The 11,990-nt window shown below is 54.2% G+C and carries 11 protein-coding genes; 2 read left to right on the top strand and 9 right to left on the bottom strand.

The features are described 5' to 3' along the window. Positions 1 to 169 precede the first annotated feature (169 nt). Positions 170 to 1,216, bottom strand: coding sequence for a YeiH family protein (locus E1757_RS30030; protein ID WP_133235237.1), 1,047 nt, complete (start codon positions 1,214 to 1,216; stop codon positions 170 to 172). 219 nt (positions 1,217 to 1,435) lie between these two features. Here E1757_RS30030 and E1757_RS30025 point away from each other — a divergent pair, with 219 nt between their 5' ends. After that, on the top strand, positions 1,436 to 2,359 hold the full coding sequence (locus E1757_RS30025) for a LysR family transcriptional regulator (RefSeq protein ID WP_133235235.1): 924 nt from the start codon (positions 1,436 to 1,438) through the stop codon (positions 2,357 to 2,359). Between the two features lie 462 nt (positions 2,360 to 2,821). On the opposite strand, the gene E1757_RS30020 is transcribed toward E1757_RS30025, so the two are convergent. Beyond that, positions 2,822 to 3,271, bottom strand: a complete 450-nt coding sequence (locus E1757_RS30020; RefSeq protein ID WP_133235233.1) for an SRPBCC family protein — start codon at positions 3,269 to 3,271, stop codon at positions 2,822 to 2,824. Between the two features lie 153 nt (positions 3,272 to 3,424). Here E1757_RS30020 and E1757_RS30015 point away from each other — a divergent pair, with 153 nt between their 5' ends. Continuing rightward, complete coding sequence (locus E1757_RS30015; protein ID WP_133235231.1) at positions 3,425 to 4,225, top strand: AraC family transcriptional regulator; 801 nt, start codon at positions 3,425 to 3,427, stop codon at positions 4,223 to 4,225. Positions 4,226 to 4,681: 456 nt separating this feature from the next. Here the strand turns inward: E1757_RS30015 and E1757_RS30010 are convergent, their stop codons facing one another. From E1757_RS30010 to E1757_RS29980, 7 genes are all read right to left on the bottom strand, one after another. Continuing rightward, positions 4,682 to 5,449, bottom strand: a complete 768-nt coding sequence (locus E1757_RS30010) for an MgtC/SapB family protein (protein WP_133235229.1) — start codon at positions 5,447 to 5,449, stop codon at positions 4,682 to 4,684. A gap of 18 nt (positions 5,450 to 5,467) precedes the next feature. Next, positions 5,468 to 6,679 carry a CehA/McbA family metallohydrolase gene (locus tag E1757_RS36040; protein WP_165972358.1) on the bottom strand — a complete coding sequence of 404 codons (1,212 nt, stop codon included), beginning with the start codon at positions 6,677 to 6,679 and terminating at the stop codon, positions 5,468 to 5,470. Beyond that, a complete protein-coding gene (locus E1757_RS30000) occupies positions 6,676 to 7,143 on the bottom strand; it encodes a hypothetical protein (RefSeq protein ID WP_133235227.1) in 468 nt (155 codons plus the stop codon). The genes E1757_RS36040 and E1757_RS30000 overlap by 4 nt, the downstream gene beginning before the upstream one ends. Next, the gene (locus E1757_RS29995) at positions 7,140 to 8,462 is read right to left on the bottom strand and encodes a hypothetical protein (RefSeq protein WP_133235225.1); all 1,323 of its coding nucleotides are present in this window, start codon (positions 8,460 to 8,462) and stop codon (positions 7,140 to 7,142) included. The genes E1757_RS30000 and E1757_RS29995 overlap by 4 nt, the downstream gene beginning before the upstream one ends. Before the next feature lie 136 nt (positions 8,463 to 8,598). Continuing rightward, positions 8,599 to 9,441 carry an ABC transporter permease gene (locus E1757_RS29990; protein WP_133235223.1) on the bottom strand — a complete coding sequence of 281 codons (843 nt, stop codon included), beginning with the start codon at positions 9,439 to 9,441 and terminating at the stop codon, positions 8,599 to 8,601. After that, complete coding sequence (locus E1757_RS29985) at positions 9,438 to 10,595, bottom strand: extracellular solute-binding protein (RefSeq protein ID WP_246079641.1); 1,158 nt, start codon at positions 10,593 to 10,595, stop codon at positions 9,438 to 9,440. Before E1757_RS29985 ends, E1757_RS29990 begins: the two co-directional genes overlap by 4 nt. 71 nt (positions 10,596 to 10,666) lie before the next feature. Further along, positions 10,667 to 11,689, bottom strand: coding sequence for an ABC transporter ATP-binding protein (locus E1757_RS29980; protein ID WP_133235221.1), 1,023 nt, complete (start codon positions 11,687 to 11,689; stop codon positions 10,667 to 10,669). Positions 11,690 to 11,990 lie beyond the last annotated feature (301 nt).

Genomic DNA, 11,990 nt, shown 5'->3' with positions numbered 1-11,990 from the left:
ATGTATGAAGCAAAGTTTTAACATCTTGTACGTTCAACGAACAAAGTCCCCCAAAAGTGACGTGAAGCTCCGAAGCCAATTCCTATTACTTTTGGGGGAGCCCCCGGTTATCCACAGAAATTTGCTGCGCATAATTTCCTAAACAATAAATAAGGGCTGGCGCGAAGCTTTACGCCAACCCGAATAACCGTACGAGCCCATAGCCGAAGCCGGACAACAATATGGAACCGATGAGTCCTGCCGCGAACGGCTTCATGCCCAGCCTGCGAAACACGGCCATATCGACATTCAAGCCAAGACCGGCCATAGCCATCGCAATCAGCAGATAGGCGGCGTCAATAACATGACCTGCAAATACGGCCGGAAATATTCCCATCGTATTCACTCCGCTCATCAGCAGGAAGCCGACGATAAACCACGGGACAGGAATTGTCTTCCAGCTCGTTTTCGAGGCTGTACCGGAGGCTTTCCGCTCCAGCCTTTGGGCCCACAGGCCGATTAAAACCGCCGCCGGAACGAGGCAGGCCACACGCGTCAGCTTGACGATAACGGCCATATCGACCGCTTGTTTGCCGCCTGGAGCCGCGGCCGCGATCACATGAGCCACTTCATGCAGCGTCGCGCCCGAGAACACGCCGTAGCCGGATGCCGTCAGTCCGAGAACGGGGTACAGCACCGTGTACAGCAGGGTGAACAGCGTCCCCAGGATCGCTACGGTCGCGGCGCTGACCGCCGTTTCTTCATCGTTCGCGCGGATTTGCGGGGAAATGGCGGCAACCGCCGCAGCGCCGCATATCGCGGTCCCGCATGCCGTCAGCATGCTCAGCTTCGGCTCGACCTTCCATATCCGGGCGATTCCGTAAACGACCGCAATCGCGAGCACGATATTGATCGCCGCGATCGCCGCTACCTTCGGCCCGGCATGTACGACATCCGCAAGATTAAGCCTCATGCCGAGCAAAATAATACCGTAGCGCAGCAGCTTTTTGCCTGAAAACGCCACTCCCGGCATCGTCTGCTCCCGCGCGCCAATCGCTGCTCTCCATGCCATGCCAAGTAAAATCGCGATAACGAGCTGTCCCATAATCGCAAATACAGGAAAGCCGGACAAATATTTGGCCGCAAGGGCAAGCAGCAGCGTAATCGCTATTCCTCCAGCGAATCCCATATAGTTATTCGTTTGAATCGAAACCTGGCGTACTTTTGCTCGTGCCATCGTACTCCACTCCTTCCCGCTTTTGGAACCATGCAAGTTCTTTATGGCTCCACTATAAGACTGCGGGAAAAGAAAGTGAAATACCGATCTGCTATCGCCATCATGAGAAATAATTATGATTGACCGTTGTTCCGCTCATCGAATCAGGCTACAATGTGAATACCTGCCATTGAAGGGCAAGCAACAGAGACAGGAAGGAACAAGACGGAGGCAACAAGTATGATTGTGGAAACATTGAAAGTATTCGTAGCGGTTACGGAACAGAGTAATTTTTCGCGGGCGGCCGAGCAGCTCAACCTTTCCCAGCCCGGCGTCAGCCTGCACATCCGCAATTTGGAGCAGGAGCTGGGAGCCAAGCTGCTGCATCGTTCGCCCAAGCAGGTTAAATTGACGGAAGCCGGCTCTATTCTGTACCGGCATGCCAAGCAAATATTATCGCTGTATCATGAAGCCAAGGAAGAAATCCGGCATCTGCAGCATGCCGTCACCGGCTCACTGACCATCGGCGCCAGCTTCACGATCGGCGAGTACGTGATGCCGCGGCTGCTTGCCGAATTTACCGGCTTGTACCCTCAGGTGGACATCCGCGTAAACATCGGCAACACGGGTGAAATTACCCAGGCGGTTCGAGCCAATGAGCTCGATCTTGGCCTGGTGGAAGGCAGCGTCGCTTACCCGGACGTGGAAATCAAGCCGTACATGAAGGATGAAATGATACTGGTCGCTCCGCCGGGACATCCGTTGTCGTCGCGGCGCGCCGTCGAGGCCGGCATGCTGGACGATCAAGTATGGGTGCTCAGGGAAACCGGCTCCGGCACCCGCGCGTTTAGCGATGCATTCATTCGGGATGCCGGTCTGTCCGTCAAGCGGTCGTTCATTTTTAACAGCAGCCAGGGAGTTAAGGAATCCGTCGCCGCAGGGCTTGGCATCGCTATATTATCGCGCCTCGTCGTCCGGAAGGAGCTGGAGAGCGGCGAAATTTGCGAACTGCCGGTCAAAGGAATGAAGCTGACCCGGGACTTCCTGTTGATCCGCAGCAAAAGCTTGCCGATGACGATGGCCATGAGCGTATTTGTGCAAAAACTGCTTTCCCTGCCGGCGCCGCCACCGCTTAACCTTGATAAACGGCTTCGCCGACCTTAAAGGATAGGCGCGTAAGAATTCCATACTTCCCAAATAATGCCGCCTTGTCCATTTAAAATTTGCAAAAGTTGAATAAGTTTCAAGTCGCGGATGCATCTTATTGAGGGGTTAATTCAACACAACATTTACATTAGCAGAGCGCAAACGCCAGGCAGCTCAAATGATACAAACTGCACTTCAAGGACATTAAACAGCGGTTCAACAAATGCACTCCATTTTACAAGCATGCAATCAAATTTAAAGTGTCAGTCATATGAACAATCAAAACTATTTTGCTGCGCAAATGCAGCCTAACATGGGGTTCTCGGCACAGTGAAGACAATAAGAACACGTTCGTCCTGGAAACTGTCCTCAATTTAAAAAAGCAAACTCATTCCGACATCCTGACCCGAGGCTGCGCCTCGGGTCGTTTGCATACGTAAAAGCATACTTTAGGTCGGATGGGACGAAAATTGATGCATGTTACCAGCCGAAATCCATCGTCTCGCCGGTTTCGGCGTATGTCTTGATATTGCTCAGAATGAGCCACCAATCCTGCTTGACTCTTTCATAGGAAGGGTGGTCGGCAGGCCATTGATCTTGCAGCAGCGTAAGCTTTGTGCTCTTGCCGACCGTTTCCAGAGTGAAGGTCATTCTCGTTTCGAGCTGCTCGTGATTGGCATAATAAGACGGGCCCGGATGCTCCGTGCAGCTGAACACTTTATAAGGCTCATAGGCCAAAATGTTTCCGTACACATGCACCGTCTCTTCGCCGTCGTTGCCCGGACCTACATATGCATAGGGGGCACCCGCTTCAAACGTCGAACGGATGACGGAACCGAAAAATGTTTTGCGCGTTCCTTCCGGCGATACGATGGCGTCCCAAACCGTTTGCGGCGATGCATTAATGTAAAAATCATATTTCAAATCCATAGCGAGCTCCTCCTCATTCGTTAACGCAAGCTTTGTTCGCAGCTGCTGTTATGTAGTACACTTTTACTATAACCATTATCTTGAATGAAGTATTGGAAAAACGCGACAAGCCGTGCTGCGGCTGCAGATTTTTTCAGAAGGAGTGGCTGAGCGATGAATAAGCATACTGACAAGCCCAGTATGGGCCTTTTAATGCTGCACGGATCGGAGAAATTCCGGCTGTCCCGTTACATCCCTGCCGGGCGGGCCGGTTTTTTCATTAAGCACTACTGGATCGTCAGCTGGGATTTAACCGGGCAGGAGCCCCATTTGCAGGAAGTCGTCCCAAACCCGTGCGTCAACCTGGTCATTCAGAACGGAAGCACGGGCATATACGCTCCCGCCAAACAAAAATATTCATGCCTTATCGAAGGGAAGGGCGCTGTGTTCGGGGTCAAATTTAAGCCGGGCGGCTTTTATCCGTTTATCCGGCAGCCGGTTACCATACTGCGCGACGGGCCGATGAATGTGCAATCCATCTTGGGTGCGGAAGCCCGGGCTTTGGAGACATCGATCCTTTCGCTGACGGACGAGGATTCGATGGTCAAGCTTATAGAGCCGATGTTTGAAGCGGTTCTTCCTGGACAGGACGAAACAGTGACCCTGATCAATGAGATGATAGACCGGATTATCGCCGACCGCGAAATGACGAAGGTCGATCAACTCGCGGATCGGTTCGGAATGAACAAGAGAAAGCTTCAGCGCCTCTTCGAACAGTACGTCGGCATCAGCCCCAAATCGGTGATCCGGCTGTACCGGCTCCAACATGCGGCGGAATCGTTGGACCTCAGCCGTCAGCATGATTGGATGGAGCTGTCGCTTAGTCTCGGTTATTACGATCAAGCGCATTTTATTAAAGACTTTAAAGCGGTGATCGGCAGGACGCCGGAGGACTATGTCCGGGCGCAGGCGTAAGCCCGCAGCACTTGCGTTCAACAGCTGCAAGGATTCAAAGGGGGCTGTCCCATAAATCATTTTTAGACGCTGGACCCCCGCTCCTATAATGCAAAAAGACGCCTTTATCCCCGCTTATAAAGCTGCCGAGTGCTTGGTTACCCGCCTTATATGCTGCCCTTGAGCGGATCCGCCGGCTCGTTCAGCAAAAGCTGGGTTCCGAACCGACCGATTGGGACAACCGGCTGTTCGCCGCCCAGTTGACTTATTCGCTTGGCGATAAAGAACTACGCAAACATATGTTCCAGTCAATGCAGAAGCAGTTCCCGCAACGTCTCGAGCCGCGCATCGGCCTGCCCCCCCCCCCCCTGATTTTGGCGGATACGCGGGGGCCAGTTGGATTCAGGCAAAATAAGCGCTTTGTTTCCATGTCGAATGCTAATATAGTTTAAAAGGCTCTTACGAGCTTTTACCCCCTCAATGATACCGCTCCACCCCGGAATGCTGAGGGACAACCATTAATTTACCGTCCGATTCCACCGACAATACGAAATCCATCGCATGAATGCGTTCCATCGCCGCCACGAACTTGGCCGGGCTTTGTACCTTCAGGCTGAAGCACAGCTGCATCGTCGGCTGCTCTACGCCGCCTTGCTCTGACTCGTTATCCGGGATCATTTTGACGTTGACGATTTGAATGCCCTGCTCGCCGAAGGCGGAAGCCAGCTTGCCGAGTACGCCGGGATGATCCAGCGCCTTAATCGTAAGCTCATGATTTCGCCGGTGGCGCATCAAATATTTTTCCCATTTATTCAGTACGAATAAACTGATCAGAACCAGCATCGTCGAATAAAACGCCGCAAATAAAAAGCCCGCTCCGACACATAGCCCGATGGCCGCCACGACCCAGACGGATGCCGCCGTCGTCAACCCGCTGATCACCGAGCCGTTGCGTAAAATGGCGCCCGCTCCGAGAAAACCGATACCGCTGATAACCTGAGCGGCAAGCCGGGCCGGGTCGATCCGTACGTTCGGTTCGTTGACGAATTGGGAAAATCCGTAAATGGACAGCAGCATAATCGTCGCGGAACCAAGACAAACCAAAATATGCGTGCGGAACCCCGCAGCATGGTTATGCCATTCGCGTTCCATGCCGACAACGCCTCCGAACAGCACCGCCAGCACCATTCTCAGCAAAAGCTCCCCATGCGAAATTGTCCATAGACTCGCTGACGCTGTCCCCATCCTGATCGTCCACTTCCTTTAAGTAAAATAAATCGCGTTGGTAAAACCGATCATCGTCCGCACATGGCCGAACACGCCATGCAGCTCACCTCGCAGCCAACGCACGCCGGACAAGTCCAGACGCAGCTCCGTTTGCGGCTTCTGCCTGCTCAAAGCGACATCCGCCATCTCGCCCAGATTGCCGACCAGCTTCAACTGCAGCTGCTGCTCCGGCAGCTCCCAGTGACCGGCCCTTGCGTCGAAATCGATGCCAGCCGTTATGACAACCGGCTGCCGCTCCCGCTGCAGCGCCACCGTGTCGCCGATGCCGGCCCGCGAGCCGTCGGCGGCAAGCACGCCTAGCAGCGGAAGCGGCCCCATCGACACGGCCGCCCGTCCGTGCCGCAGCGCATCCAACGCTCCGCCGATCAGGCCGGCATTGTCGCCGCCTGCACTTCCCGCTCCGCGCGCCAGCCCGCCGGCACCGCCTTCGCGCTCACAGCTCGCGCCTTCACCGTCGCCGCCGCTTGCGCTTCCCGCTCCGCGCGCCAGCCCGCCGGCATCGCCCTCGCGCTCACAGCTCGCGCCTTCACCGTCATCGCCGCCTGCGCTTCCCGCTCCGCGCGCCAGCCCGCCGCCCCATTCGCCGGCACCGCCTTCGCGTATCCCCAAAAACGTAGCCGACACCGGCTCGCTCGCCGGGTCCGATACATGCCAGTCGCGGCCACTTGTCGCCGCAATCCGGTATCCCCGGTTGAGCAGCTCCGTCCATAAGGCGAACGCCCGGGCGTTATTGCGGCGGATCGACGGAAATAAGCCGGACCATACTTCAATATAATCAACCGCGTTCCAATCGGACACTTCAAATTCCCAATAACAGCCGGTACACATCGGACTGCCGACGCGGAACGGGTGCGCGATGCCGACGAGTCCGCCCTGCCGGTGTACGCCCTCGATGCCGCGATGAAGATGAAACGGGCTCAAATTGCGCCAATCGACGTATTCCCGGATGCCGAGCGTCAGCATATGCCCGAAGAAGGTCGTCCACTCCAGTCCGGGGATAATCTCCACGCCGCTCTGCTCGGCGACGTTATCGCGGTCCGCAAGGCCGGTCATCGTGTTATGATCCGTTAATGCCACGCCGCTCAGGCCTAACGCTTTGGCCGCAGCCGCCAGCTCGGCGAGCGATTGCTTGCCGTCGCTGTGATACGTGTGGCAGTGAAGCTCGAAAGGAAGCCACTTATCCGTCATTGTATGTCCCTTCCTTCCCAGACATGCATGCGATACCGGCATTGCTCGGTAACGACGCAATGAATGCTGATCATGATGCGCAATTGACCGCGCGGGAATATGCCGGGTACCAGACCGGGAGAAGCCTGCTCCGGGGTAACGGTCAAATGCTGCACCGGATCATGCCGGTGTCCCGCACCACGAAACCCGGTTTCATCATCAATCGATAGCGTCAACAAATTTTGCAGCGGCATATAATCTTTCCAATTGTCAGCAGGAGAACGGTCTTGCTCTGCCGGAACAAACCGCTTAAGCGCATCGCGAATAAGCGCTTCCGATTTCGCTTCGTCATCCAGCCTTTTCGGCTCGTAGGCAAACTCCACATGCAGCTCCCGGCAGTCCCGATGCAAATGCAGCGTGTAAGTAATATGACTTTTGGAGCAGCTTGGCGTAACGGCGCCCTCCGCTTGCAGCAGCGTCATCATGCGAAGTCCCACCTCCATAGCGTCTGTCTCGGTCTTTCCTGGCTCACGGTAACGGCGGTCGAGCTGCGGATCGGAGACAACGGCGCATAGTCCCGATCGAGAAAAAAGCCTTTAAATTCAGGTACGAGCACGGATGCTTCGCCGCCGGGCAGCCATACCGCGCAAACCTCCTCCATATCATCGTAACCGGTCCCTTCCGGCAGCTTGACGGTCGTCGAAAATTGATGATAAGGTCCGTCGTATGCGCAGCGGAAATTGCCATGCCGCAAGTCGCCGAAGCTGCCGGAAAACCAGCCGTTCACTCCCTTGAGCTTCACCTGGATATCGATGGACGTTCTAACCCCGGGCTCCGCAGTTACTTTGGCCGTTTGCACATACAAATAATGGCGCAGATCGGCCAGCTGGAACGAATTATTCACCGCCGGCGACTCTGCGGCGTATTGGCGCTCCATTTCCCAGGCGGTCACCTGATAAGTGAACGGATACGCATCCATCACCCGCTCTCTCGGCTCAACCTGTCTGTTCCATTCATACATGGGCGGCAGCAGAAAGCGGTACCCGGACGTCACTGTATCGTGCACCATGCCGTTCGTCGTCGCCACCTGCAGCACCGGATGCCCTCCGAGCGCCGTCCCCCCCTTGAAATGTCCCGTAATATGCTCGGGCCCCTGAAAGGTCGCCTTGCGCACCTCCCCGCTCCCGTCAAGCTCGACCCGGTACACCCACTCGATATCGGTCGTCCGCCCCCACTTGCTCATCAACAGAGGCGTGGGCGTCCCTTCATCCTCATGCGAAAAGATCATCTGATACTCGATCGCTTTACCGTCCGCAAGCGGTTCCGTGAAATAAAACAGTAAAAGCGGCGTATCCGTATAACGGCTCTCATAAGGATGGTACACGCTGCGCCCATACAAAACCGGAGAATGCTTATAAATTTCGAATAACTCCGCAGATTCAACGCCGATTCGGCGGACATGAACCGATTCGATATAAGCCCGCTTCACCTGCGGAGACGACAGATCGGGATGAAAGGCAAGCCGCAGCGTATAATCGCCCGCCTCCAAATAACCTAGCAATCGCGTATACGTAAAAGGTCGGTTGCCGTAAAACAACACGCAATCCTGATTATACTCGCGCTCCAGCCAAATGCGCAGCACTGACGACTCATAGCCGTCCACGCGCCAGTCGCTTTCCGATTTCGCCAACAGATCGAGCTCTACGAAACCGGCCTCCTCCAACCGGATATTCATCGTAAAATCCGCATTGGCATGAACCTCTCTCCAGCCTAACGGTCCTGTCGAGCCTATATGATGCTTCATTGTTGATTTTCCTCCCGTTATGCAGTTTCTCTCTATCTCCTTCACTTTTGAAAAAAAGCACCTTTCCCGTTCGACCGCTCTACCCGATGTACCCGGTAAAGTCCGCCGTAGGGATAGGTGCAAGTTGCGTCCTGACCTAATGCGCCGCCTTATCGTCTTTGATCATCGTACGGATATAGAAATAACCCATCAAGGAGCAGAGAATGAACATAAAGACCGCGTTGGCGCTCGCCAGCTGCGTATCCTGATAGACGGAAAAAATTTGCCGCATCGCCACGCCGAGCACCTGCGGAGAGTTCGGGCCGATCAGGAACGGTGCCGTAAAGCCGCCGATGATGCCCATGAAAATAAACGTGATTGCCACCCACATCGTCCGGTACGACAACGGCAGGATGAATCTGAAAAAAATTTGCAGCCGGCTCGCCCCGATATCTTTTGCGCTCTCGATGATGGCGTTCGGAATGCCGGACAGCGCCGAGCTGAGCAGCATGGTCGTAAACGGTATGTTGAACCACAGATTGGCGAGAATGATACCTTTATAATCGAAAATAATTTTAGGCAGCGCCTCCGTACCGAACAGCAGCAATATCCGTGACAGCCATCCGTGATTGCCGTACATATTAATGATTCCATAGGATGCGATGACAGAAGGAATAAACATCGGGATCATATACATCCGTTTAATCCCGTTTACGAGCCGGCCCCCGCTAAACCGCATATAGACAGCCAGCGCATAGCTGATCAACAGCACCATTACAACGGAGATGACCGTCAGCTTTAAAGTGAATACGATGTTGCCGACGCTTACTTTATCCGTGAATAAATAATAATAATGCGTCAGACTGTAGCTCCCGTTATTGTCCTTAAAGCTTTCGTTGATCGCCAGCACAATCGGCACGATGACGACAAAGCTCAGAATGAGAAAGGAAGGGATCACGAGCAGCAGTCCGAACAGGCTTTGCCTGACGTTTTTACTCATTGGCCCGCTACATCCCGCTGCCAGCGCTTCTGAATTTCCTTGCCCAAATCGCCGATGTTGAAAGTCCGGTAACCGCCGGCCACATCTTTAAATTTATCCTTCAAATCCTGCGGCATTTCGGACCATTTGATGCCCGGATAGCCGTACATTTTGGTGACGATGACGCTCTGCGCTTCCGGAGACAGTACATAGTCGAGGAACGTATACACCGATTCCGTATGCTCGGACAGCTTGGGCACCATCATATAAGTCGGACCGCCGGTAAAAGAGGGCTCGATTTGCGTCAGCTTCGTCGTATCGGGCAGCAGCTTCTTCGCGCTTTGCTCCAGCGCCTGGTCGGACCATGCCGGGATTATATCGACTTCACCATTGGCCAGCAGGTCAAGCGTCCCTTGATTTTTTTTCGGGTAGACGCCCTTCTGGTACATAAACGGGTGCAGTTCCTTCAGAAGCGCGAAGCCTTGATCCCATTTTTGCATATTGGACGGATCCGAGCTGACATTTGCCTCAGGCGGCAAAAAATTGTAAATGGCCGTTTGCACGAAGGAGTCGCCCGCGCCCCCGGTGGCGGGATCATTGTAAGCGAACCGTCCCGGATTTTTGCGGATCCAGTCGTACAGCTCGTTCGCCGTCTTCGGCGGTGCTTTCACCTTCGCGCTGTTATAGGCCAAGATGACGGCCGAGGCGCGGTAAGGGATCGCCATTCCTTTAACGTTCGTCAGCTTCACTTCTTCAACTTTACTCAGGTTTGGTATTTTTTTCGCGTCGAGCGAATCCCATAATTCTTCCTTAATTCCTTTGCTCACATCGCTCAAGCCGGCTTCATACAAGTCGATGTTGCCGGATTTCTGGTTCGCCTGCTTGGCTGCGATAATACGGTCGACCGTCGATTGCCCGCCCGAGCCCGAATCGATATGGACCATTTTCACCTTAATGTTCGGATATTTCTTCTCAAACATCGGCACAACGGCTTCCCACAAATCTTTCACGTTCAACGACCCGGTAAAATAAAACGAAAACTCATCCTTTTTAGTTCCCTTGTCACCGCCGCCCGATGACGCCGGCTTATCTCCTCCGGTACCGCAGCCCACCAACGCTCCCAGCACCATGATTGACACCAGGGTCATGCTCAAACGCTTCTTCATTCGATCCATTTCTACTTCCTCCTCACAGTTTGATATAACGGTAAACGCTTCACAGCCGGAACACCCGGGGAAAGAAAAGACTACGCCGACCGGTAAGCAAGCACCTTGGAAAACGATACTTCCGCCGTTTGGCCGGGCGACATATCTTTGACCGCATCACGAGGTAAAAATGCTTTCAAAACGCCCAGCTCGGTTTCCAGCGACACCTCGGCATAATGGCCCAGCACCATCACCTGATGAATTTTGGCGGGCAGCCCTTCATTCGGCTGTGCGAATACGATATCCTCGGGGCGGACAGCTACCGTCACCTCGCCGTTCAGCTGCTCCGGATTGGCATACTGCAGCCGGTTCACATGTAAGTTGGCCCCCTCCGCACGGCCATTCATAAAATTCATTTTGCCGATAAACTGCGCCACGAACAGCGAGCTCGGATGATCGTAAATTTGCTGCGGGCTCGCCTCCTGCTCGATGCTGCCGGCATTCATGACAACGATCCGGTCCGAAATCGACAGCGCCTCCTCCTGGTCGTGCGTTACGAATACCATCGTAAGTCCGGTGCTTGCCTGAATATCGCGCAGCTCCTCGCGCATTTCATGACGCAGCTTCGCATCGAGCGCGGAGAACGGCTCATCCAGCAGCAGCACGGCAGGCTCCAGTAAAAACGCTCTTGCAACCGCAACCCGCTGCTGCTGGCCGCCGGACAGCTCGCTCGGATACTTTTTCTGCGAACCGGGCAGCCGGACCAGCTCGAGCACGCGTTGAATCGCCTCGTCAATTTCGGCTTTGCTTTTTTTGCGGATTTTGAGCCCGAAAGCCAGATTGTTGTATACATTCATGTGCGGCCACAGGTTGTAGCCTTGAAACACCATCGATGTCGGCCGTTTCTCCGGCGGAAGCTTCAGCACGCTTTTGCCCTCGATTAAAATATCGCCCGAATCCGGTTCGAGAAAACCTCCGACGCTTCGCAGCACCGTCGTTTTGCCGCAGCCGGAAGGCCCGAGCAGCGTCACCAATTCCCCCTTGTTGACATCGAGTGAAATATTCGAAACGCCTTCACCCGTTTTATACCGTTTCGTGAGGTTTTGTACAGATAGCTGAATCATGGTTCCTCCTCGTATAGTATTTCTTGAAGGTTGTTGTTGGGCTAATTTCCAGTACCCTAGGGTACTGGCGGCCGCCTTCAAAATTTCCAATTTGATCTTTGAAAAATAAATGAAAATCTTAAATTGGGACTGGACTTTTCGTGATGCTTCCAGACAATGAATCTTAGGGTCATTCGGGGAAATTCTTTTTCCTCCTGTAGTTCAACTACTTCATAAGTCTGTTTCCCTGGCACTCGTGCGGCACTTCTTACCCGCTGGCTGTTCCCTCCGGCAACCCATGCCCGAAGATAGCAGCTTCGGG

Origin of the sequence: Paenibacillus piri (assembly GCF_004354045.1) — a bacterium.
In the GTDB taxonomy this organism is placed as follows: Bacteria; Bacillota; Bacilli; order Paenibacillales; family NBRC-103111; genus Paenibacillus_S; species Paenibacillus_S piri.
Note: the sequence above shows the minus strand (reverse complement) of the source record. Positions and strands in the feature narration are given on the sequence as shown.

Bases quoted from the DNA above. Each gene is read 5' to 3' on its own strand.
- E1757_RS30030 (WP_133235237.1), bottom strand. From the start codon at position 1,216: ATGGCACGAGCAAAAGTACGCCAGGTTTCGATTCAAACGAATAACTAT.
- E1757_RS30025 (WP_133235235.1), top strand. From the start codon at position 1,436: ATGATTGTGGAAACATTGAAAGTATTCGTAGCGGTTACGGAACAGAGT.
- E1757_RS29985 (WP_246079641.1), bottom strand. From the start codon at position 10,595: ATGGATCGAATGAAGAAGCGTTTGAGCATGACCCTGGTGTCAATCATG.
- E1757_RS30010 (WP_133235229.1), bottom strand. From the start codon at position 5,449: ATGGGGACAGCGTCAGCGAGTCTATGGACAATTTCGCATGGGGAGCTT.
- E1757_RS30015 (WP_133235231.1), top strand. From the start codon at position 3,425: ATGAATAAGCATACTGACAAGCCCAGTATGGGCCTTTTAATGCTGCAC.
- E1757_RS36040 (WP_165972358.1), bottom strand. From the start codon at position 6,679: ATGACGGATAAGTGGCTTCCTTTCGAGCTTCACTGCCACACGTATCAC.
- E1757_RS29980 (WP_133235221.1), bottom strand. From the start codon at position 11,689: ATGATTCAGCTATCTGTACAAAACCTCACGAAACGGTATAAAACGGGT.
- E1757_RS30000 (WP_133235227.1), bottom strand. From the start codon at position 7,143: ATGATGACGCTGCTGCAAGCGGAGGGCGCCGTTACGCCAAGCTGCTCC.
- E1757_RS29990 (WP_133235223.1), bottom strand. From the start codon at position 9,441: ATGAGTAAAAACGTCAGGCAAAGCCTGTTCGGACTGCTGCTCGTGATC.
- E1757_RS30020 (WP_133235233.1), bottom strand. From the start codon at position 3,271: ATGGATTTGAAATATGATTTTTACATTAATGCATCGCCGCAAACGGTT.
- E1757_RS29995 (WP_133235225.1), bottom strand. From the start codon at position 8,462: ATGAAGCATCATATAGGCTCGACAGGACCGTTAGGCTGGAGAGAGGTT.